This window comes from Amycolatopsis melonis (assembly GCF_040064235.1).
Lineage (GTDB): Bacteria > Actinomycetota > Actinomycetes > Mycobacteriales > Pseudonocardiaceae > Amycolatopsis > Amycolatopsis melonis.
In genome coordinates, this window is record NZ_JBDZYD010000007.1 from 142,560 (window position 1) to 164,397 (window position 21,838).

At 71.6% G+C, this 21,838-nt stretch carries 21 protein-coding genes and 1 pseudogene; 14 read left to right on the forward strand and 8 right to left on the reverse strand.

What is annotated here, in order from left to right:
- Window positions 1-75 precede the first annotated feature (75 nt).
- Window positions 76-834 (reverse strand): annotated as a pseudogene (locus ABJI51_RS19975) (YcnI family copper-binding membrane protein); the annotation flags it as partial.
- A 74-nt stretch (window positions 835-908) separates the two neighbouring features.
- Window positions 909-1,451, reverse strand: a complete 543-nt coding sequence (locus tag ABJI51_RS19980; RefSeq protein WP_348952564.1) for a hypothetical protein — start codon at window positions 1,449-1,451, stop codon at window positions 909-911.
- Window positions 1,452-1,693: 242 nt separating this feature from the next.
- Here ABJI51_RS19980 and ABJI51_RS19985 point away from each other — a divergent pair, with 242 nt between their 5' ends.
- From ABJI51_RS19985 to ABJI51_RS20000, 4 genes are read left to right on the forward strand one after another with little or no spacing between them, the layout of a single operon-like run.
- Window positions 1,694-2,341, forward strand: coding sequence for an ABC transporter permease (locus tag ABJI51_RS19985; RefSeq protein ID WP_348952565.1), 648 nt, complete (start codon window positions 1,694-1,696; stop codon window positions 2,339-2,341).
- Complete coding sequence (locus tag ABJI51_RS19990; protein WP_348952566.1) at window positions 2,334-3,500, forward strand: ATP-binding cassette domain-containing protein; 1,167 nt, start codon at window positions 2,334-2,336, stop codon at window positions 3,498-3,500. Before ABJI51_RS19985 ends, ABJI51_RS19990 begins: the two co-directional genes overlap by 8 nt.
- The gene (locus ABJI51_RS19995; RefSeq protein WP_348952567.1) at window positions 3,497-4,276 is read left to right on the forward strand and encodes an ABC transporter permease; all 780 of its coding nucleotides are present in this window, start codon (window positions 3,497-3,499) and stop codon (window positions 4,274-4,276) included. The genes ABJI51_RS19990 and ABJI51_RS19995 overlap by 4 nt, the downstream gene beginning before the upstream one ends.
- Window positions 4,273-5,232 (forward strand): glycine betaine ABC transporter substrate-binding protein, encoded by a 960-nt coding sequence (locus ABJI51_RS20000; protein WP_348952568.1) that lies wholly within the window; start codon window positions 4,273-4,275, stop codon window positions 5,230-5,232. Before ABJI51_RS19995 ends, ABJI51_RS20000 begins: the two co-directional genes overlap by 4 nt.
- A gap of 555 nt (window positions 5,233-5,787) precedes the next feature.
- Here ABJI51_RS20000 and ABJI51_RS20005 read toward each other — a convergent pair.
- A complete protein-coding gene (locus tag ABJI51_RS20005; protein ID WP_348952569.1) occupies window positions 5,788-6,249 on the reverse strand; it encodes a DUF6474 family protein in 462 nt (153 codons plus the stop codon).
- A 90-nt stretch (window positions 6,250-6,339) separates the two neighbouring features.
- Between ABJI51_RS20005 and ABJI51_RS20010 the strand changes: the two genes are divergently transcribed.
- From ABJI51_RS20010 to ABJI51_RS20020, 3 genes are all read left to right on the forward strand, one after another.
- On the forward strand, window positions 6,340-7,980 hold the full coding sequence (locus ABJI51_RS20010) for a TM0106 family RecB-like putative nuclease (RefSeq protein ID WP_348952570.1): 1,641 nt from the start codon (window positions 6,340-6,342) through the stop codon (window positions 7,978-7,980).
- Between the two features lie 83 nt (window positions 7,981-8,063).
- Window positions 8,064-8,696 carry a PadR family transcriptional regulator gene (locus tag ABJI51_RS20015; RefSeq protein ID WP_348952571.1) on the forward strand — a complete coding sequence of 211 codons (633 nt, stop codon included), beginning with the start codon at window positions 8,064-8,066 and terminating at the stop codon, window positions 8,694-8,696.
- Window positions 8,697-8,829: 133 nt separating this feature from the next.
- Complete coding sequence (locus ABJI51_RS20020; RefSeq protein WP_348952573.1) at window positions 8,830-9,489, forward strand: class I SAM-dependent methyltransferase; 660 nt, start codon at window positions 8,830-8,832, stop codon at window positions 9,487-9,489.
- Window positions 9,490-9,532: 43 nt separating this feature from the next.
- Here the strand turns inward: ABJI51_RS20020 and ABJI51_RS20025 are convergent, their stop codons facing one another.
- Window positions 9,533-10,291: an SDR family NAD(P)-dependent oxidoreductase gene (locus ABJI51_RS20025; RefSeq protein WP_348952575.1), complete on the reverse strand. Its 759-nt coding sequence runs from the start codon at window positions 10,289-10,291 to the stop codon at window positions 9,533-9,535.
- Window positions 10,292-10,435: 144 nt separating this feature from the next.
- On the opposite strand from ABJI51_RS20025, the gene ABJI51_RS20030 reads away from it, so the two are divergent.
- From ABJI51_RS20030 to ABJI51_RS20040, 3 genes are all read left to right on the forward strand, one after another.
- Window positions 10,436-11,740, forward strand: a complete 1,305-nt coding sequence (locus tag ABJI51_RS20030) for a UDP-glucose dehydrogenase family protein (RefSeq protein WP_348952576.1) — start codon at window positions 10,436-10,438, stop codon at window positions 11,738-11,740.
- A gap of 99 nt (window positions 11,741-11,839) precedes the next feature.
- Entirely contained in the window at window positions 11,840-12,256 is a 417-nt protein-coding gene (locus tag ABJI51_RS20035; RefSeq protein ID WP_348952577.1) for a VOC family protein, read from the forward strand.
- Window positions 12,257-12,284: 28 nt separating this feature from the next.
- Window positions 12,285-14,051 (forward strand): gamma-glutamyltransferase family protein, encoded by a 1,767-nt coding sequence (locus ABJI51_RS20040; protein WP_348952578.1) that lies wholly within the window; start codon window positions 12,285-12,287, stop codon window positions 14,049-14,051.
- Here the strand turns inward: ABJI51_RS20040 and ABJI51_RS20045 are convergent.
- From ABJI51_RS20045 to ABJI51_RS20060, 4 genes are all read right to left on the reverse strand, one after another.
- Window positions 14,048-14,437 carry a hypothetical protein gene (locus tag ABJI51_RS20045; RefSeq protein WP_348952579.1) on the reverse strand — a complete coding sequence of 130 codons (390 nt, stop codon included), beginning with the start codon at window positions 14,435-14,437 and terminating at the stop codon, window positions 14,048-14,050. The two genes, ABJI51_RS20040 and ABJI51_RS20045, sit on opposite strands and share 4 nt — an antisense overlap.
- Before the next feature lie 154 nt (window positions 14,438-14,591).
- Window positions 14,592-15,476 carry a VOC family protein gene (locus ABJI51_RS20050; protein WP_348952581.1) on the reverse strand — a complete coding sequence of 295 codons (885 nt, stop codon included), beginning with the start codon at window positions 15,474-15,476 and terminating at the stop codon, window positions 14,592-14,594.
- The gene (locus ABJI51_RS20055) at window positions 15,469-15,993 is read right to left on the reverse strand and encodes an RNA polymerase sigma factor (protein WP_348952582.1); all 525 of its coding nucleotides are present in this window, start codon (window positions 15,991-15,993) and stop codon (window positions 15,469-15,471) included. Before ABJI51_RS20055 ends, ABJI51_RS20050 begins: the two co-directional genes overlap by 8 nt.
- Window positions 15,994-16,045: 52 nt before the next feature.
- Window positions 16,046-17,470 (reverse strand): MFS transporter, encoded by a 1,425-nt coding sequence (locus ABJI51_RS20060; protein WP_348952584.1) that lies wholly within the window; start codon window positions 17,468-17,470, stop codon window positions 16,046-16,048.
- Between the two features lie 102 nt (window positions 17,471-17,572).
- Between ABJI51_RS20060 and ABJI51_RS20065 the strand changes: the two genes are divergently transcribed.
- From ABJI51_RS20065 to ABJI51_RS20080, 4 genes are all read left to right on the forward strand, one after another.
- Window positions 17,573-18,406: a helix-turn-helix transcriptional regulator gene (locus tag ABJI51_RS20065; protein ID WP_348952585.1), complete on the forward strand. Its 834-nt coding sequence runs from the start codon at window positions 17,573-17,575 to the stop codon at window positions 18,404-18,406.
- Window positions 18,407-18,472: 66 nt separating this feature from the next.
- Window positions 18,473-19,579 carry a sensor histidine kinase gene (locus tag ABJI51_RS20070; protein ID WP_348952587.1) on the forward strand — a complete coding sequence of 369 codons (1,107 nt, stop codon included), beginning with the start codon at window positions 18,473-18,475 and terminating at the stop codon, window positions 19,577-19,579.
- Window positions 19,576-20,244: a response regulator gene (locus ABJI51_RS20075; protein WP_348952589.1), complete on the forward strand. Its 669-nt coding sequence runs from the start codon at window positions 19,576-19,578 to the stop codon at window positions 20,242-20,244. The genes ABJI51_RS20070 and ABJI51_RS20075 overlap by 4 nt, the downstream gene beginning before the upstream one ends.
- A gap of 299 nt (window positions 20,245-20,543) precedes the next feature.
- Entirely contained in the window at window positions 20,544-21,728 is a 1,185-nt protein-coding gene (locus ABJI51_RS20080; protein ID WP_348952591.1) for a hypothetical protein, read from the forward strand.
- Window positions 21,729-21,838 lie beyond the last annotated feature (110 nt).

A 21,838-nucleotide genomic window follows, 5' to 3' on the forward strand; every position in this document is an offset into this window, starting at 1 on the left:
CGCCAGCGCCGGGGTGGCCGTGCCGAGCACGGCCACCCCGGTGAGTGCCAGCGCGACGAGCACACCGCGCATTTGGCTGTTGCCTCCCGACTTCGCCGTGGCCTTGCGGGCGCGGATGGTCGCGCCTGCCCCGACGCCGAGCCCGATGGCGCCGACGAGCAGGCCTGCCCCGCCGAGCCAGCGGGCCGTGCCGTCGGACGTCGTCGCGGCGGCTTCGGTGTGCTCACCGGTGGTCGACGCCGTCCCCGCCATGGTGCCGTGCGCGTCGCCGTCCGCGGCCTTCGCGGCCAGCTTCACGACCGGCGCCGGGTGTTCCGGCTCCTCGCCGTTCGCCGGGGTGGGCTGGTTCCAGTCGACGACCTTGCCGTCGCTGTAGGTCTGGTGGGCGGGGAACTCCACCTGGTCCACAGTGGTCGGCAGCGGGCCGAAGCTCACCGCGAACTCCTGGTAGTCGGTCGCGTGGAGCTCGCTGCCCGGCTGCGCGGTCCAGGTCACCGCGGTGACGGCTTCGGTGATCTGCGTGCCGTTGTCCTTGGTGATCGGGGCGGGCAGCTTCGACTTCGTCACCTGGGCGGTCCAGCCGGGAACCGGCTTGGTCCGCACCGAGCCGATGCCGTAGTCGGCCTTGAAGTCGACGGTGACCTTCGTGGTGGTGACGGGGTCCTTCTCCTCGCTGGGCACGCGGAACACGATCGCGGCGTAGCCGCCCTTCGTGGGCTGCGGGCCGTAGACGTTCGCGGTGACGTGCGCGGAGGCGACGCCGGCGCCGAGGAGGCCGGCGACACCGACGGTGGCGGCCAGGAAACCGGCGCGCTTGAAGACGTGCTGGGACATGGGTTCACTCCTGATGAACTCAAGAAGGGGCCGGCGGATATCGGGGGGACCGCCGGTGCGGGGACGAGCTGGGTTCAGGAGCAGACAGGCGGGCCACGCCGCCCGCGGATCCGGCGCAGGTCGACGCCGACGAGGTGACCCGGCGCGTCGACGCGGACCGGGACGAGTGCGGGGGCCACCGGCACCGGCAGCGGGGTGAGCAGCCGCGGCAGGATCGCGCGCAGCACGGCCAGCACCGCGAGCAGCATCGCGTCCGCGCGGGCGAGCAGCAGCGCGGTCAGCACGGTCGCGACCGTGTGCGCGGTGATCATGCCGAGGCCGGTGCGGTCCGGCACCGCATACATGTCGTGGTGGCCGGCGAGGGTGGTGAGCAGCAGGTGCATCACCAGCTGGGCGAGGCCGAGCAGGGCGATCGTGGCGAGTGCCCCGCGGGCCCGGCGGGCGAGCGCGGTCGCCGTCCAGCCGAACAGGCCGGTGAGCAGCAGGGTCATCGCCGGGTCGGGCAGGCCGCCGTCGGCGAGCCGGTGCGCGGTGACGGACAGCGTCGCCGCGCTCACGGCGAGCGACACTCCACGGGCAGCGCCGAGGACGGCGGGTCGCCGTCCCGGAACGCTCATGAGCAGCAGCCTAAGGGACCTGCGTGGCTGTGAGCGTGTGATCTCGTGAAGTGAGCACACGCCGAGTTCACGTCCCAGGTCGGGCCGGGGTTCACCGCGCTGTGGTTGCCGAACGCTGTGGCCTGGGCCACGGTGGGCCGGAGACGGGGGTTTGGGACGGCGGGGTCGTGGGTACTGAGCCGTCGGTCAGGGACTAGCCCGTTCGGGTGAAGGTCGGCACGAAGGGCGGGAGACGGACACGGATGAACCTCTTCGAGTACATCTCGGACCGGGCGAGCAAGCTGTGGCTGGAGGCCTACCTGCACACCAGCATGGTGGTGCAGTGCACGGTCCTCGCGGCGATCCTCGGGGTGCTGATCGGGATCGCGGTCTACCGCAGCCCGGTCGGCTCGGCCGTGGCGACCGCGCTGGCCAGCACGATCCTCACGGTCCCGTCGTTCGCCCTGCTGGGCCTGCTGATCCCGATCTCGGGGCTCGGCCCGACGACGGCCGTCATCGCGCTGGTGCTCTACGGCCTGCTGCCGATCGTCCGCAACACGATCGTCGGGCTCGACGGCGTCGACCCGGCGGTGACCGACGCGGCCCGCGGCATCGGGATGAGCCGCTTCGGCGTGCTCACCCGCGTCGAGCTGCGGCTGGCCTGGCCGGCGATCCTCGCCGGGATGCGGGTCGCGACGCAGATGCTGATGGGCATCGCGGTGATCTCCGCCTACGCGAAGGGCCCCGGCTTCGGCGCCGAGGTCTTCTCCGGGCTCACGAACGCGGGGAGCACGAACTCCCTCAACCAAGCCGTCACGGGCACGGCCGGCGTGGTCATCCTCGCCCTGCTCCTCGACGGCGTCTACGTCCTGATCAAGCGCTTCACCGTATCTAGGGGTGTCCGTGGCTGAGAACGAGGAAGTCTCCGGCGTCGAGATCGAGCTGGAGCACGTGACCAAGCGGTACCCCGGCACCCGCGTGCCCGCCGTCGACGACTTCTCGATGGTCGTGCCCGCCGGCAAGATCGTCGTCTTCGTCGGCCCGTCCGGCTGCGGCAAGACCACGACGATGCGGATGATCAACCGGCTGGTCCAGCCGACGTCCGGCCGGATCACCATCGGCGGCGAGGACGCGCTGAAGCTCGAGGTCGACACCCTGCGCCGCCGGATCGGCTACGCCATCCAGCAGGCCGGGCTGTTCCCGCACTTCACCGTCGCGCAGAACATCGCGGTGGTGCCCGGCCTGCTCGGCTGGGACAAGAAGAAGGTCGCCGACCGGGTCGAGGAGATGATGGAGCTGGTCGGGCTCGACCCGGCCGACTTCCGCGACCGCTACCCGCGTCAGCTCTCCGGCGGGCAGCAGCAGCGCGTAGGCGTCGCGCGGGCACTGGCCGCCGACCCGCCGGTGCTGCTGATGGACGAGCCGTTCGGCGCGGTCGACCCGATCACCCGCGGCAACCTCCAGGACGAGCTGCTGCGCCTGCAGACGGACCTGAAGAAGACGATCGTGTTCGTCACGCACGACTTCGACGAGGCGGTGAAGCTCGGCGACAAGATCGCCGTGCTCGGCAACCAGTCGAAGATCCTGCAGTACGACACCCCCGAAGCGATCCTGGCGAACCCGGCGGACGACACGGTCGCGGGCTTCGTCGGCGCGGGCGCGTCGCTGAAGCAGCTGACCCTGCTGCGTGTCCGGGACGTCGAGCTGCAGCAGGACGCGCTGACCGTGACCGTCGACGAGACACCGGCGTCGGTACGGGAGAAGCTGCAGGCGTCACGCAAGCACTTCGCGCTCGTGCTCGACGCCCGCCGCCGTCCGACGCGCTGGGTGCACGTCCGCGAGCTGACTTCGGCGACTTCGCTGGCCAACCTCGGCAAGCCGCTGCGCGACATCGTCAGCCTGCAGTCGACGCTGCAGGACGCGCTCGAGGCGATGCTCGCCGAGGGTGGTTCGGTGCCGGTCACCGGCCCGCGTGGCGAGTACGCGGGCACCATCCAGCTGGACACCGTGATCGCGACCATCCAGCAGCTGCGCGACGAGCACACCAACGGCGAAGAGGTGCCCGCATGACGGCTGCCGTCGACACCGGGTTCAGCACCGAATCCGGCTCCAAGCGCGCGGAACGCGTCCGGCTGCTGGCCCAGCCCGCGGCGGTGCTGCTGATCGTCGCGGTGACGCTGATCTGGGTGTTCAACAGCGGCCTCAACGCGACCGAGCGGGAGACGCTCAACGCGTCGACGCTGCTCACGGCGTTGTGGGACCACCTGCTGATCACGCTGGTGGTGACCGCGATCGTGGTGCTGGTCGCGGTGCCGCTCGGCGTGCTGGTGACCCGCCCGTGGGCCCGTTTCCTCGCGCCGGTCTTCCTGGCGGTGGCCAACATCGGCCAGGCCGCGCCCGCGCTCGGCGTGCTGGTGCTGTGGTTCATCGTCACCGGCGCGACCGGCGGCCTCTGGGTGGCGGCGCTGCCGCTGGCGTTCTACTCGCTGCTGCCGGTGCTGCGGAACACGATGGTCGGCATCCAGCAGGTCGACCCGGCCCTGATCGACGCGGGCCGCGGCATCGGCATGTCGGCGGGCGCGGTGCTGTGGCGCGTCGAGCTGCCGCTGGCGGTCCCGCTGATCCTGGCCGGCCTGCGCACGTCGCTGGTGCTGGCGGTGGGCACGGCGACGTTCGGCATGTTCGTCAACGCGGGCGGGTTCGGGCTGCTCATCGACACCGGCTACAAGCTGAACCTGACGTCGGTCCTGGTCACCGGCTCGGTGCTGGCGGTCGCGCTGGCACTGCTGGTGGACTGGGCGGGCGCGGTCGCCGAACAGTACTTCGGACCGAAGGGACTGCGATGAAACTCCGGCGACTGCTCGGCGTGGCGCTGCTGGCGGCAACGCTGTCCTCGTGCGGCCTGACGGTCAACCAGGCGGTGCCCTACGACATCCGCCCGGGCTCGATCCAGCCGATCCCGTCCCTGCAGGGGGTGAAGGTGACGGTGGGGTCCAAGGACTTCACCGAGAACATCATCCTGGCGTACATGGCCGAGATGGCCCTGACGGCGGCGGGCGCGGACGTCGTCGACCTGTCCGACATCAAGGGCTCGAACTCGTCGCGGCAGGCACTGCTGTCCGGCCAGACGGACGTGACGTGGGAGTACACGGGCACGGGCTGGATCAACTACCAGGGCAACGAACTCCCGGTCCCGGGCGGCGAAAAGGCCCAGTACGAGGCGACGGCCAAGGCGGACGAGGAGAAGTTCGGCGTCACGTGGCTGAACTACTCGCCGCTGAACGACCAGTACGCGTTCGCGGTGACCGAGGCGTACGGCGCCGCGAACAACCTGAAGACGACGTCCGACCTGGCGGCGTTCCTGAAGCAGAAGCCGGACCAGGCGGTGTTCTGCCTGGAGACGGAGTTCACCAGCCGCCAGGACGGCTTCCCGGCAGCGGTCAAGGCGTACGGCTTCCAGAACCCGACGGTGAAGAACTTCGGCATCGGCACGATCTATTCGGCGGTCGCGAGCGGAACCTGCCCGATCGGCGAGGTCTTCACGACCGACGGCCGCATTTCGGGACTGAACCTGCGAGTCCTGGAGGACGACAAGAAAGCGTTCCCCCAGTACAACGCGGTCCCCACGCTGCGCACGGAGTTCATCAAGGCCCACCCGGAGCTACGCGCCCCCCTGGAGACGGTCGCCGCGGCCATCGACAACGACCAGATGATCGAGCTGTGCAAACAGGTCGACGTCGACGGCAAGGACGCAGGCAAGGTGGCCTACGACTGGATGCTCGAGAAGGGCTTCATCAAGTAGCCGGAACGGCCGGGCAGCAAGGCCGCTGCCCGGCCGGTTGTCAACTCGGCCATCCACAGGCTCGAAGTTGTCCACAGATTTCCGCGGCACCCCTTTTTGCCCCTGCCCGCCGATAGACTGGACCAGGGGACGCCCCCCGGGACAGGGCGGGGGCTGCCCGCGCGAGAGTGTGGCGGCTGGCAGAGGCCGCGCCCAATGTGGCCTTCGGTGCGTTCAACGCCACCAATGCCGCCCTGGGACATCGAGCCTCGTCGCGACGCCTCGGCAGCCCGCAGCCAACCCGGAAACGCACTGCCCGATGGGCACAAGCCGGAACTCCGCCGCGTCCTTGGTCTCCCGGCGACGTGAATGACTCATTCATGTCGTCAGACGACATGAATGAGTCATTCACAACATCCCGTGACCGCCGGGCTTCCCCGCAGGACCCACGAAAACCGCGGCCGCACGTCTTCGGCCCATTGCGAGCGTCGCGAATGAGTCATTGGGGACCTCACACGTCCCGAATGAGTCATTCGCGGCACCGCAGCGGCACCAGCCTCGCGGGACCGGCCGGGTTCAGATGCCCAGCCGGTGCAGCAGCTGGCCCTCCAGCCGTTCCAGCTCGCCCGCCACCGCCCGGTGCGCCGACTTCCGGCGCGCCGCCGGCATCCGCTCGGCCGCCCGGACCGTCGCCGCCAGCTGCTCCAGCGTCCCCAGTGCGTCCCGCGCGAACTCCGTGTCCGCCTTCGACGCCTTCTCCGACTTCTGCAGGTCGCGGCAGCCGTCGGCCAGCCCGGCGATGCGGGCGTGCAGGGCTGCGCCGCGGCCGGTGTACTCGTGCAGCTTGTCGACCGACACGCCCAGCCTGCGTGCCTGGTAGCGGTCGTATGCCTCCCGGGCCGCGCCCGCCGCGCGCACCGCGAGCGGTGCCACCACCGGGATCACGGCCGGGCCGAGCACCTTCGCCACCGCGACCGCGTTCTTCGCCCTCTTAGGGGTGAACCTGGCTTCACCCTCGACCTTGGCCTTGCGCGCCATGGCACCTCCTGCGACGTGTCGGGGTCGAACTTACTGGTCGCCTGGGTGGCGGGCATGTCGGCTCGGCGGTGGGAATCTAGAGTGATCTCCATGAACACCGAGGTGGTCCTCGACGCGGGAGCGGTCAGCCGCTGCCGCCGTCGCGTGCACCTCGAACACGATCCGGCCATGCGCGAGGTCCCGCTCTCGCCGCCGGACCCCACCGCGCAGCAGCGGATCGCCGACGCCACCGCGCACCGCGAGGACATCGCCGGACGGCTGATGGCGGCCAACGGCGGCCACTGGGTCAAGGTCGGCCGCGACCTGCCCGCGCACGAGCGCGTCGAGCAGACCCAGCAGGCGTTCGCCGACGGCGCGGACTACATCTGGGGTGCGCTGCTGCCGGTCGACACCGCCGGGCACCGGCGCGGCGGCATCGACCTGCTCGTCCGCACCGGCCGCGGGTACGTGCCGGTGCTCGTCGTGCGGCACCGCATCACCGACCGCGGGGCCGGCGCCATCGTCACCGAGCTGACCGACCTCGACCCGGCGCACCGCCAGCCCGACGAGGGCCGCAAGGTGCGCTCGCAGCCGCGCGACCAGCTGCGGCTCGTGCACATCCGGCGCATGCTGCAGACGCTCGGGCAGGCCGACGAAAGCCTCACCCTCGGCGGCGTGATCGGCCTCGACGCCGACGTCGTCGTCTGGCACGACCTCGCCGCGGGCACCTGGCCGGGCGGGCGCACCGCGCTCACCGAGTACCAGGTCCGGTTCGCCGACCGGCTCGCCATCGCCACGGCGGCCGCGAACGGCGAGCCGGCGCTGGCCGAGCCGTCGCGGGTGCTGGAGTGCCGCCGCTGCCCGTGGTGGCCGACGTGCGAGGTCGTGCTCACCGAGACGCGGGACGTCAGCCTCGTCGTCCGCGGCGAGGACGCGGTGGAGCTGCGCCGGGCCGGCGTGTCCACTGTGGACAAGCTGGCGGCGCTCGACCCGGCGGGCGAGCCGCCGCCGGTGAACTGGACGGGTGTCACCTTCCCGGACGCCGTCGTGCTCGCCCGCGCGTGGCTGGCCGACCTGACCCTGGTGCGCCGCGTCGACCGCGTCGAGGTGCCGCGCGCCGACGTCGAGGTCGACGTCGACATGGAGAGCTTCGGCGACGCCGGCGCGTACCTCTGGGGCTGCCTGCTGAGCGGCGCCGACATCGGGATCCCGCGGGGCTACCGCGCCTTCGCGACCTGGGACCCGCTGCCGACCGACGACGAGGCCCGGTCGTTCGCCGAGTTCTGGGCGTGGCTCACCGACGTCCGCGAGCGCACCGAAGCGGCCGGGCTGACCTTCCGCGCCTACTGCTACAACGCGCTCGCCGAGAACCGCTGGCTCTTCGGCTCGGTGGAACGCTTCGGCGACTACCCGGGTGTGCCGACGAAGAAGGAGATCCAGTCCTTTGTGGACTCCGACGAGTGGGTCGACCTCTTCCGCAGCGTCACCGACCAGTTCCTGTGCTCCCACGGCAAGGGCCTGAAGGTGATCGCCCCGGTCGCCGGGTTCTCGTGGCGCGATCCCGAGGCGGGCGGCGAGGCGTCGATGCGCTGGTACCGCGACGCCGTGGGCATGGACGGCGAGAAGCCGGACGACGACCAGCGCGAGCGGCTCCTGCGCTACAACGAGGACGACGTCCTCGCCACGCGGGCGCTGCGCGAGTGGATCAGCGCGCGGGCCCAGGACGAGGTCCCGTTCATGTTCGACCTCTGAGAAGTTTCGTCGACTAAGACACTTGCCTCCTGACGCGTCCTGCGTAATACTCGTCTGCGGGTACTCGTAGACGAGGAGTCGGGATGAAGCGGCGGAAGGTCGGCAACATGCTCGGCCTGGCCGTGCTGTCGGCGGTGCTGGAACGGCCCATGCACCCGTACGAGATGGCGGCCGTGCTCAAGCACCGCGGCAAGGACGCCGACATGCCGATCAAGTGGGGCTCGCTCTACACCGTCGTCGGCAACCTGCAGAAACACGGCTTCATCGAGGCCGTCGAGAGCGTCAAGGACGGCGGGCGGCCCGAGCGGACGGTCTACCGGATCACCCCGGCGGGCCGCGAGGAGGTCGAGGACTGGGTCCGCGAGCTGGTCGGCACGGTCGAAGCCGAGCCGCCGCGGTTCCAGTCCGGGCTGTCGCTGATCGGCGTCCTCGGCCCGGACCAGGCGATCAGCCTGCTGCGGCAGCGGCTCGACGCCCTCGTCGACCACCTCGGGAAGCAGCGGGCCACGCTCGGCCAGTTGCGGTCGCTGATGCCGCGGATGTTCCTGGTGGAGGTCGAGTACGCGATTGCGATGGCCGAGGCCGAGGAACGCTGGGTGCGCTCCTTCCTCGGGGAGCTGACCAGCGGCGCCATGCCCGGCATCGAGGCCTGGCGGCACTACCACGAGACCGGCGAACTGCCCGCTGACCTGGGGGAGTTCGTGGAGGAGAAATAGCACGGACCCCGGGAGGTGCTGGCACACCGCCCGGGGTCCTCGACCCCGAACCGAGCACGCCCGGTCACGAGGTGGCACCGCAAGAATAACCGGGTGCGCTCTTCGGTTCGGACCGACCGAAGAGGAGAGATCCATGGAAACGACCCGCAAGCACAAAGTGCCCGAGATGGAGGGTTTCCAGGCCCGCTGGTACGCGAAGAACCGCGGCACCGAGGCTCAGCTCGCGCAGTACCGGCGGCAGGCGGCCGAGGTGACCGCCGGGCTGGCCGTCGGCGCCGAGATCCTGGAGGTGGCGCCCGGTCCCGGCTTCTTCGCCGTGGAGCTGGCCAAGCGCGGCTTCCGCGTCACCGGGCTCGACATCAGCCACACGATGGTGGAGATCGCCCGCGAAGAGGCCCGCAAGGCGGGAGTGGACGCCGACTTCCGGCAGGGGGACGTCACGCACACGCCCTTCGCGGACGAGTCGTTCGACTTCGTGGTCTGCCAGGCCGCGTTCAAGAACTTCCGGCAGCCCGTGGTGGCGCTGAACGAGATGCACCGCGTCCTGCGGCCGGGCGGGTGCGCGGTGATCCACGACCTCAACCACGAGGCCACCGGCGCGGACATCGAGCGGGACGTCGCCGCGATGAACCTCGGCGCGGTGAGCAGCTTCACCGTCCGGCAGACGCTGGGGTGGCTGCGGCGCCGGGCGTTCACCCCGGCGCAGTTCGAGGCGCTGGCCGCGGAAAGCGCGTTCGGCGGCTGCTCGGTCACCACCGACGGCATCGGCCTCGAAGTCCGGCTCACCCGCTGACCGGCCAGGGCGGCACTTTCCCGGGAAAGTGCCGCCCTCGGGGTCAGCGCGGGGCCATCCGCAGCGCGCCGTCCATGCGGACGACCTCGCCGTTCAGGTAGTCGTGCTCGATGAGCGACAGCGCCAGCTGGGCGTACTCGTCCGGGCGCGCGAGGCGCTTCGGGAACGGGACGCCGGCGGCGAGCGACGCGCGGAACTCGTCGCTGACCGTGGCGAGCATCGGCGTGTCGACGATGCCGGGCGCGATGGTCAGCACGCGGATGCCGTGCGAGGCCAGGTCGCGCGCCGCGGGCAGGGTCATGCCGACGACACCGCCCTTGGATGACGAGTAGGCGACCTGCCCGATCTGGCCGTCGAAGGCCGCGATGGACGCGGTGTTGATGATGACGCCGCGGGCGTCGTGGTCGAGCGGCTCGGTCTTCGCGATCGCCTCGGCGGCGATGGTGAGCACATTGAAGGTGCCGACCAGGTTGATCTGGACGACCTTCGCGTACAGCGCGAGGTCGTGGCGGCCCTTCTTGGACAGGATGCGCGCGGACGGCCCGATGCCGGCGCAGTTCACCACGGTCCGCAGCGGCACGCCGGACCCGGCGGCCTGCGCGACGGCCGCCTCGACCTGCTCGACGTCGGTGACGTCGGCCTCGACGTAGGTGACGCCGTCGACCTGCTCGGCCTTCTCGATGGACGACGCCAGGTCCAGCGCGAACACCCGCGCGCCCTGGGCCGCGAGGGCCTTCGCCGTCGCCCCGCCGAGGCCGGACGCGCCGCCGGTGACGAGCGCCGCGGTGCCGTTGATCTGCATCTGTGCGATTCCCTTCGCTGCTCCGATTCGCCCGACCCAGGTTAACGCTCGTTCGCATCGGTGGTTCGTGTCTTCGCTCACCGCTTCCAGGGGCGACTGGTTCCGTTAGCGCGGTGGTCAACTCCGGCTGTCACCTTCAGCGGCATGACACCAGCTCGGATCGTGGTGGTAGGAACCGGATACGTCGGCTTGACCACGGGGGCCTGCCTGGCCAGTCTGGGTCATTACGTCACCTGCGTGGACGTCGACCGCGCCAAGGTCTCCCGCCTGGCCGCGGGCCGCGTCGACATCCTCGAACCCGGCCTTGCCGACCTCGTGCACCGCGGGCTCGCGGCCGGGCGTCTGCAGTTCGTCGTCGGCGCGCGCGACGCCGTCCGCCACGCGCAGGCGGTGTTCCTCTGCGTGCCGACGCCGATGGGGGCGGGCGGCTCCGCGGACCTGCGTGCGGTCGAGGCGGTGACCGCCGAGATCGGCGACGTCCTGCCCGCCGGCTGCGTGCTGGTCACCAAGTCGACCGTGCCGGTCGGCACTTCGCAGCGGATCCGGGAGCTGGTCGGCCGGACCGACGTGCCGGTGGTGTCGAATCCCGAGTTCCTCCGCGAAGGCACCGCGGTCGCGGACTTCCTCGGCCCGGACCGGATCGTCGTCGGCTCCGACGACCTCGCCGCCGCGCGCTGGGTCGGCGAGCTGTACGCCGAGCTGGACGCGCCGGTCGTCGTCGCCGACGCGGCGAGCGCGGAACTGGTCAAGTACGCCGCGAACTGCTATCTCGCGCTGAAGCTGTCCTACGTCAACTCGATCGCCGAGCTGTGCGAACGGCTCGGTGCCGACATCGACCTCGTCGCCGAGGGCATGGGCCACGACCGCCGGATCGGCCGGACGTTCCTCAGTCCCGGCCCCGGCTGGGGTGGTTCCTGCCTGCCGAAGGACACCAGCGCGCTGGTCAAGGTCGCCGAGTCGGTGAACTACGACTTCCGGATGCTGACCTCGGCCATCGACGAGAACATCGCCCAGCGCGACCGGATCGTCGCGAAGATCGCCGGCGCGGTCGGCGGCACACTGGCCGGCGCCCGGATCGGCGTGCTGGGCCTGGCGTTCAAGGCGGGCACCAACGACCTGCGCGACTCGCCCGCGCTCGCCGTCTGCTCGGTGCTGTGCGCGCTGGGCGCCGACCTGACCGCCTACGACCCGGCCGTCGACGGCGCGATCCCCGGGATGACCGTCGTCGACGACGCCTACCAGGTCGCCAAGGACGCCGACGCCGTGGTCGTGCTGACCGAGTGGGCCGAGTTCAAGCACCTGGACTGGGCGGCGATGGCCGAGCTGATGGACGGCATCGACGTCGTCGACACGCGCAACCTGCTCGACCCGCGGGTGATCGTGGCCGCCGGGCTGTCGTGGCAGGGCGTCGGGCGGCCGCGGGCGGCGGCGCGGATCACGGTTTCCTGAGCGGTGGATCTTGGCTAGGCTGGCGGCACGGCATCGCGTGTCGGTCACCGGCTGGGTGAGACATGGAGGTGGCGGGAGTGCCCCGGAGGCATTTCACTCGTGTCGGTTTCCGTTTCCGTTGAACTGAACCATCTGATCGTCCCGTCCCGGAACAACCGGGAATCCGCCGAATTCCTGGCGAACCTGCTCGGCCTCGAAGCCGGGGAGGAATGGGGCCCGTTCATCCCGGTCGAGACCCGCAATGGCGTCCGCCTGGACTTCGCGACCGTCCCTGAAAAGGACCTTCGCCTGCAGCACTACTGCTTCCTGATCCCGGAGGACGACTTCGACGCCGTCTTCGCGCGGCTGGTGGAAACCGGCGTGACCTACCACGCCGATCCGATGGGCAAGCAGGTCGGCGAAATCAACCACAACCACGGCGGCCGTGGCGTGTATTTCCTCGATCCCGGAGGGAACGGGATGGAGATCATCACGCAGCCGTACGAGCCGGAACGGCGGCGTCCGGCCCGCTGGTGACTTCCTTAGCGTTGCGTACTATCGGGGCATGTTCACGACACGGCCGGAGCTGGCAGGCACCTTCGGGATGGTGGCATCGACGCACTGGCTGGCTTCGGCCACCGGGATGGCGGTGCTGGAGGACGGCGGCAACGCGTTCGACGCGGCGGTCGCGGCCGGATTCGTCCTGCAGGTCGCCGAGCCGCACCTGTGCGGCCCGGCGGGCCAGGTGCCCGGCCTCTTCGTGACGGCGGACGACCCGACCCCGCGGGCGCTGGCCGGACAGGGCCCGTCGCCCGCGGGGGCCACGCCCGGGCACTTCGCGTCGCTCGGGCTGGACCTGATCCCGGGCAGCGGCCTGCTCCCGGCGACCGTCCCGGGCGCCTGGGACGCCTGGTTGCTGCTCCTGCGCGACTACGGCACGAAGCCGCTTCGCGAGGTGCTGAAGTACGCGATCGGGTACGCCCGCAACGGCGTCCCGCTGGTGTCGCGCGTCACCGACACGATCAGCGCGGTCTCGCGCCTGTTCACCGAGCACTGGCCGACGTCGGCGGCACTCTGGATGCCGGACGGCAAGCCGGCCTCGGGCCTGCACCGGAACCCCGCGCTGGCCGATACCTGGGAGCGGCTGCTGCGCGAGGCGGAGTCCGTCCCTGGCCGCGAAGCGCAGATCGACGCGGGCCGCCGGGCCTGGTCGCAGGGGTTCGTCGCCGAGGAGATCGAGGCGTTCAGCCGCCGGGCGTTCCGCGACGACTCGGGCCGCGACCACGCGGGCCTGCTGACCGGCGACGACCTGGCGTCGTGGTCGGCGTCGTACGAAGCACCGGCGTTCGCCGACGTCGGTGACTGGCGCCTGGTCAAGCTCGGCGGCTGGACGCAGGGTCCGGCGTTGCTGCAGCAGGCGTTGCTGCTGCACGGCTTCCGCGACGAGCTGTCCTATGTGGACGGAGTGCCGTCGGAACGCACGGTGCACCTGGCGGTCGAGGCGGCGAAGCTGGCGTTCGCGGACCGCGAGGCGTGGTACGGCGACACCGACGTCCCCCTGGACGTACTGCTTTCGCCGTCGTACACCGACGCGCGGCGCGCGTTGATCACCGACACGGCGTCACCCGACCTGCGGCCCGGGGACGCCAGGGGCCCGGCCCGGCTGCCGAAGATCCTGAACTCACTGCAGGGCATCGAAGCCGAAGGCGGCGCGACGGGCGAGCCGACGGTCGGCCCCCAGGGCCAGACCCGCGGCGACACGGTCCACCTGGACGTCGTCGACGCGGCGGGCAACCTGGTGTCGCTGACGCCGTCGGGTGGCTGGCTGCAGTCCAGCCCGGCCATCCCTTCGCTGGGCTTCTGCCTGGACTCCCGCGGCCAGATGTTCTGGCTGGAACAGGGCCTGCCGAACTCCCTGGCCCCGCGCAAGCGCCCGAGGATCACGCTGTCCCCGTCCCTGGCCCTGCGCGACGGAGTCCCGGCACTGGCCTTCGGCACCCCGGGCGGCGACCAGCAGGACCAGTGGCAGCTGTGCTTCTGGCTGGCCCACGTGTACGGCGGGTTGAACCTGCAGGAAGCGATCGATTCGCCCACCTGGCACACGACGGCGTTCCCGAGTTCGTTCTACCCACGCTCGTGGAACCCGCGCGAGCTGGTGGTGGAGTCCCGGCTTGGTGCGTCCACAGTGGACGCCCTCCGCGCCCGCGGCCACGAGGTGGTCGACGCGGGCGCCTGGGCACTGGGCCGCCTGTCGGCAGTCTCCCGCGACGGCGCCCTGCTGCACGCGGCGGCCAACGCACGCGGCATGCAGGGCTACGCGGTGGGCCGTTAGGGCGAAGCCCAGCCCCCGCCCTCGGCGAGCAAGGAACGCACGCCGTGGACGTGGTCGGCGAACCCGGCGAGATCGTTGTGCAGCAAAGCCATCCGCTCGGCATCGAGCGGCGTGGTGTCGTCCTGCCACAGCTCCCGGATCCACCCGGCGGCCGGATGCAGGGAGCGGACCAGCGCTGCCAGCCCGGCTTCGTCCGACCCGCCGGCGGCCAGGTAGCCGTCGAGGACTTCGTCGCAGGCGGCCAGCAGGTCCTGCAGCCCCCGCACGGCCTCACCGGGACTGCCGTCCCAGTCCGGCCGCGGCCACACCGACGAGCCGAGTTCGAGCCACAACCGCCGCCCGGCGGTCAGCTCGTCGTGGTCACGCGGCACCCATTGCCCGGCCATGCCTCCAGTGTGCGCCGTCCGGCGGGGTGACCGGACGTGATGAACGAGTCGTTCACCTCGTCTGACGACAGGAAAGAGTCGTTCATGTCGTGGAGGCGCGGGCTCGCCGGGTCCGGCGGCCGGGCTGCCGACTCAGCTGCCGGACAGGCGCGGCTCAGCTCCGCGGCTTCTCCCACAGCCAGAACTCGATGCCCTGGTTGTCCACGCAGTCCGCGGTGATCCCATACGGATGCCGCTCGACTTCCCCGGCCTGCCCGCCGTTCTCCTGGACCCGCACCAAAGCCGCCTCCAGATCGTCGACCGCGTACATCAGCTTCCAGCCGGTCTGCCGGTCGCCGCCCCACAGGCCGCCTTCGAGGCCCGGTCCCGAAAATCCCCACGCGTCCGGGACCGACCCTGGCGTGAACTGCCAGCCCAGCACCGCGCCGTAGAACGACTTCGCCGCCGTGGCGTCCGGCACCTGGAACGTGAAGTACATGGCTTCGCCGTGCCGGGCCGGGCGGGGGCCCGCCGCCGGGGACGGTGCCTGGGCGACCAGCCAGCGCTGGCCGAACGGGTCGCGGAACGACCCTCCCCGCCCGTACGGCGAGTCGGTCACCGGCCGGATCAGCGTCGCGCCCCGCTCCAGTGCCCGCTCCACCGCACTGTCCGGGTCCGGCACCTCCACCCGCACCGACGCGCCACCCGAGTGCGGTGCCGTGTGGCCGATCTCCGGGTACTCCTCGGCGAGCATCAGCACCGCGTCGCCGATCGCCAGCTCCGCGTGCCCGACGCGGCCGTCGTCCATCAGGATCGGCTCGCCGCGCCGGACCGCGCCGAACACCTCCACGTAGAAGTCGAGTGCCGCGCGGGCGTCGGACACCGCCAGGTACGGCGTCAGCGACCGCAGCTGCGACGTCGCCGGTGCCGGGGAAGTGGTCGTCATGTCGGCTCCGTTCAGGATCAGGCGACGCAGGTCGTCGCGCAGTTCGGCGGCGAAGTCCGGGTCGGGGGCGACCCGCTCGGAGGGACGGCGGAGCGCGTCGAACGGCTCAGGCATCGCGACCCTCCTTCTCCTCGTAGGCACGGCGGAACGCGGCACGGGCCCGCACCAGCAACGCCTCCGTGGCGTGCACGCTCCGCCCCAGGTGGGCCGCCACCTCCGGCACGCCGAGCCCGTCGACGTACCGCAGGGTCAGCGCGGCCCGGTGGTGCGGCCCGAGGCCGTCGAGCACCTGTCTCGCGCGCAGCGCGTCGAGCTGCTCGTCCCACGGGTCCTCGACGTCCGGCTCGCTGTCGTGGACCAGCCGCAACCCCCGCTCCTCGCGCTCCTGGCGTCGCCAGTGGTCGGCGAGCTTGTGGCGGGCGACGCCGATCAGCCAGCCCGTGCTCACCGGCGGGGCGTACTCCTTGCGACAGGCGGCGACCGCGCCGAGGAACGTCTCGGACGTCAGCTCCTCGGCCAGCGTGCGGTCGCCGCAGCGGGACAGCAGGTACCCGTAGACCTCCGGCAGGGCCGTTTCGTACAGCCCGAGCAGCGCGAAGGCCGGGTCCGGTCGTACCCGAGGTTCCGTCACACCCTCATCGTCGTCCGGCGCGCGGGTTTTCCGACGGGTGAATCCGGGATTTCTACGCCCGCGGGTCCGGTAGCCGCCGCCCGGTCACCGCCACGATCGCCGCCAGCACCGCCACCAGGCCGATCACCAGCGCGAACGCGTCGCGGCCGCCCAGCGAGCCGGAAAGCGCCGCGTACAGGCTCCCGAGCGTCGCCACGCCCAGCGCCAGCGACGTCTGCTGGTTCGTCGTCATGACCCCGGAACCGACACCGGCGAGGTCCGTCGGCACGTGCGACAGCACGATCCGGAACAGCGTCGTCATCGCCAGCGCGTTCCCGACGCCGATCGCCACCATCGCCGGGGCCAGGTCGAGGATCGTCACGTGCGGCCACGCCGCCAGGGTCGTGCACAGCAGCGCCACCATGCCCACTGCCGTGATCGCGCCGCCCACCGGGACGACCTTCTGGCCGTAGCGGGTCACCAGGCGGCTGCTCAGCATCGACACCGTGAAGTAGGCGACCGCCAGCGGCGTCAGCGCGCCACCCGCACCCAGCGGGCCGAAGTGCAGGTCGCCCTGCAGCGTCATCGCGAACACGAACATGAACGAGCCGAACGCGCCGAAGAACGGGATCGCCACCGTCAGCCCGCGGCGCACGCTCGGCAGCCGCATCACCGACGGCGGCAGCAGCGGAGTGCCGCCCAGCCGCTCCAGCCGGCGTTCGACGTGCACGAACGCGGCGGCCGCGAACGGCGACACCACCAGCAGCGCGATCGTCCACGCCGGCCAGCCCAGCGCGCGGCCCTCCATCAGCGGCACCAGGAACGACAGCAGCGTCACCGCCAGCAGCACCGTGCCCAGGCGGTCGACGCCCAGCGGGTTGTGCGCGCGGCTTTCCGGCAGCTTGCGGGCCATCACCAGCACCACGAGGCCGATGGGGACGTTCACCAGGAAGATCGGCCGCCAGCCGCTGCCGAACAGGTCGGCCGCCACCAGCCCGCCGCCGAGCAGCTGGCCGACGACGGTCGAGATGCCGCCCGTCGCGCCGTACAGGCCCAGCGCCCGCGAGCGCCGCTCGCCCGACGTCGTCGCCTGGATGATCGAGAGCACCTGCGGCAGCAGCAGGGCCGACGCCGCCCCCTGCGCGGCGCGGGCCACCACCAGCGTGCCCGCCGTCGGGGCGAGACCGCAGGCCAGGGACGTCAGCGTGAACAGCCAGAGGCCGGCGAAGAACAGCCGCCGCCTGCCGAACGAGTCGCCGAGACGGCCGCCGACCACCAGCAGGACGGCGTACGCGATGCCGTAGGCCGCCACCACCAGTTCCAGGGTGGCCGTGGACGCGTGGAGGTCGGCGTCGATCGTCGGCAATGCGACGTTGACGATGAAGAAGTCGATGATCGGCAGTGCTGCCCCCAGCAGCACCGTGACCAGGCCGGCGGGGGTCAGTCCCGGCCGGGCGGGGGCGCCGGTGGTGATCGGCGCGAGTTCGGTCGTGGTCATGGGTACTACGATCGACCCGTTCCGAAACTGGTACCAGTTGCTGCTTATCCAGGTATCAACCACTACCTGGTACCAGTTTCCGATGCGTGTCATCCTGGCACCATGACCACCGCTGTCGAATCCGAGCTCCGCCGCCAGGAGCTGGCGAGGTTCCTCCGCAGCCGTCGCGAGCGCATCACGCCCGAGCAGGTCGGCCTCCCGGTCGCCGGCCGCCGCCGGACGCCGGGGCTGCGCCGCGAAGAGGTCGCGCAGCTCGCGGGCGTCGGGGTCACCTGGTACACGTGGCTCGAACAGGGCCGCGACATCAACGCGTCCGAGCAGGTGCTGCAGGCCATCGCCCGCACGCTGCGGCTCGACCCGCACGAGCACACCCACCTCTTCCGCCTGGCCGGCGCGCCCGAGCCGGAACGGGAGAAGGACTGCCAGGTCATCACGCCCGCCATGGAGCTGATGCTGAAGAAGCTGGAGCCGTACCCGGTCGCGATCCGCAACGCCCGCTGCGACCTGCTCGGCTACAACCGCGGCTACACCTGGCTGATGGGCGACGTCGGCGCCATCCCGTTCGAGGACCGCAACACCCTGGTCCAGTGCCTGCTCAACCCCGAATGGCGCAAGCGGATGCTCGACTGGGAGACGAACATCCCGCGCGTGATCGCCTCCTTCCGCGCGGCGATGGCCGACCACGTCGCGGAGCCGGCGTGGAAACAGCTGGTCAAGCGCCTCAAGGCGGAGTCGCCGCTGTTCGCCGAGCTGTGGCCGCACCACGACGTCAACTCCGAGCCGATCCGCACCAAGCGGTACCTGCACCCGGACGTCGGGCTGCTGCAGTTCAACTTCACCTACCTCTACTACGGCCGCCGCTCGGAGATCACCATGTCGACCTACACCCCGGCCGACGAGGAGACCGCGGCCAAGCTGCCGCTCATGTTCGACTGAGGACGTAGGCCCGGCTGCCGCTCCGGGACGGACGCGGCGTGGCCGTCCGGCCGGTAGTTTCGCGGCATGAGATGGCCGCCGTGGGCGTGGCGCGTGGTGCGCACCGTGGTCGTGCTGGGCTTCGTGCTCGGGGCGACGAGTGCCTCGTCGCGCTGGCAGCCCGGGGCGGCGCCGCTCACCCCCGCCGGGGTCGCGTGGCTGGCCGCGACCGCGCTGACCCTGCTGGCCGTCCACCGCTTCCCGCTGACGCTCTTCCTGGTCACGACGGCGTCCGCGTTCGGCTACTACGCCTCCGGGCTGCCCGGCGGGCCGGTCATCGTGGTCCCGACCATCGCGTTGTTCGTGCTGACCCGGCAACGCGGCCCGCTCTCCGCCGGGATCACCGGCGCCACCGCGCTCGCCGTCCTCTACCTCGTCCGCGTCGTGACGTCGGGGTCGTTCGCGCTGGAGTTCGGCGCCGGTTTCCTGGTCGTCTGGCTGGTCGCGGTGGTCGGGATCGGCACCGCCGTCCGGTACCAGCTCGACGCGCTCGCCGCCCGCCGCGAGCAGGCCGACGAGCACCGCCACCGGCTCGCCGAGCAGGAACGGCTGCGCATCGCCCGCGAGGTCCACGACGTCGTCGCGCACAGCCTCGCCATGATCAACGTCCAGGCGGGCGTGGCCGCGCACGTCGCCGACCGGCGGCCCGAGCAGGCGAAGGAAGCGCTGCTGAACATCAAGGCGGCCAGCGCGTCCGCGCTCAAGGACCTGCGTGCGACGCTGGCCGTGCTGCGCTCCGGCGAGGACAAGGCACCCGCGCCGAGCCTCACCCAGGCGGGGGAACTGCTCGCGCACGCCCGCGACGCCGGGCTCACGGTCGACGTCGGCGGGGAAGCCGGCGACCTGCCCGCCCCGGTGGACGCCGCCGCCTACCGGATCCTGCAGGAGTCGCTGACCAACGTCGTCCGGCACGCCGACCGCGCCGACCACGTCGACGTCCGGTTCGACCGGCGGCCGGGGGCCTTCACGCTCCGGGTGCGCGACAACGGCCGCGGCACCACCCGGCCGTCACCGGGCCACGGCCTGCGCGGCATGGCCGAACGCGCCACGGCACTCGGCGGGCGGTGCACCGCCGGTCCGGTCGACGGCGGGTTCGAAGTCTGCGTCGAGCTACCGATCGAGGGGGAAGCATGATCCGCGTCCTGCTGGCCGACGACCAGGTCCTGGTCCGCGCCGGATTCCGCGTGCTGCTGGAGACCGAGGACGGCTTCGAGGTCGTCGGCGAGGCGGGCGACGGCGAGCAGGCCGTCGCGCTGGCGATCGAGCACCGGCCCGACATCGTCGTGATGGACGTCCGGATGCCGGGCGTCGACGGCCTCGAAGCCACCCGCCGGATCACCGCGAACCCCGAGCTGGCGGGCACGAAGGTGCTGGTACTGACGACGTTCGACGTCGACGAGTACGTCTACGAAGCCCTGCGCGCGGGCGCGAGCGGCTTCCTGCTGAAGGACACCGAGCCGGTGGAGCTGCTGCGCGCGCTGCGGGTCGTCGCGAGCGGCGAGGCCCTGCTGGCGCCCACGGTGACCCGGCGGCTGATCCAGGAGTTCGTCGGCCGCCCGGAGAACCGGCGCATCGACACCGCCGCGGTCCGCGAGATCACCGACCGCGAGCGCGAGGTACTCGGCCTGGTGGCCGGCGGCCTGTCCAACGACGAAATAGCGGCCCACCTGGTGATCTCGACGGCGACGGCCCGCACCCACGTCAGCCGCATCATGACGAAGATCGGCGCCCGCGACCGAGCCCAGCTGGTGGTGCTGGCCTACGAGTCGGGGCTGGTCACCCCACGCCGCCCCGCCTGACCCGCCGCACCACACGCACGGCCCGCACCAGGAACACGACGGCGAGGACACCGACCAGGCAGATCCAGACCACGGCGCCTCCTCTCCCGGCCGATGCTCTGCCCAGAAGGCGCCCGACCGTGGGAGGGGGTTCACCGACACGGCGGAAGTCACACCTTTCGGGTTACGCGGAACCCCGGAGATCCGACCCTCCACAAAGGCCGGTTTCTCCGCTACGTTGCGGGTCAACCACAAACCGCAACCTCGCTGGTCGGCCCTCCGTGCCAGACTGATGCCTCGAACGGTGGATGGGGGTCAAGATGAGCTGGCAGGAAGATCTGCGCCGACTCGACGCGGACCTGGCGGCCGGGCGGATCGAACCGGCGGCCCACCGCAAGCAGCGCGACGAACTCCTTGCCGCCGCTTCCGGCTCGACGGTGCCGTCGCCCGTGCCCTCGCCGCTGCGCCGCCCGGACAACCGGTCCTGGCAGAGCACCAACCCCGCCCACGACCGGCCCGCCGAACCGGTTCCGGCCCCCGCCGTGCCGCCGCAGCCGGTGGCCAAGGCGCCGACCCCGCAGGAACGGCCGTGGATGCGCGGGCCGCACGTGCCGAGGACGAGCAGCATTCCCGAGCTGCCCGACCACATGACCACCGCGCCGAGCCCGGCCGACATCGTCCCGACGCGCTACCTGCGCGTCGAGGGGACGAACCTGCAGCACACCACGCCCAGCCGGTTCCCGCCCGTCGGCGGCGGGCCGGGGACGGCCGAGGCGCCGCCGTTCGGCGAGCCGGAAGGCAGCGGGCGGCACCGGTGGCAGACCTCCCCGCCCGCCGGGGACGGGTCGCGCCGCGGCCTGCCCGCCTGGCTCGTCGTCACCCTCGGCGTCGTGCTGGTGGCCGGCCTGGTCGCCGGGGGCATCCTCTGGTTCGGCGGCAAGGACGACGACCAGTCCGGCGTCGCCGTGCCGCCGCCGTCGCCCAGCGTGCCGTCGGCGACGAACGGCGTCGCCGACCCGTCGCTGACGCTCGAGCAGCGCCTGCCCACGTTGCCCGGCAAGGCAAATCCCGCCAACGCGACGATGACGGTCGAAAAGGCCCTCGAAGCCAAGGTGATCACCGAAGCCGACGCGCAGCAGATCCGGGCGAGCAACGCCAAGGAGGTCATCTTCCGCGCGTCGTCCGACCCCGGGAAGGCCAGCGACGGAAACCTGCTGATGGTCATCCCGACCCTGTCGGTCTTCGACGCCAAGCACCTCGTGACCGGCCTGCGGCAGAACCTCTCCGGGGCGCAGCTGGCGGCGACCCGGCTCGGCCCGACCGACGACGACCTGATGTACACCCAGCGCGGGTCCGACAGCTGGGTCGGGATCCTCTGGTACTCCTCCGGCGCGGTGGCCGTCGGCATCGGGGTTTCGCAGGCGGGCACTGCCGACTCGGGGGCGCTGCGGTCGCGCCTGGAGGCGATCCGCGCGTCGGTGACGGCGGTCCTGCCGCCCGGCTGAGGCAACGCCCTCGAACGCCGGGTCACAAAACGACCCGCGGGGTGGTCGGACCACTTCGAAGTGCACAATATGCGTGTCGTTGAACAGGCCAAGTGTGTCGGCCGGCCGGC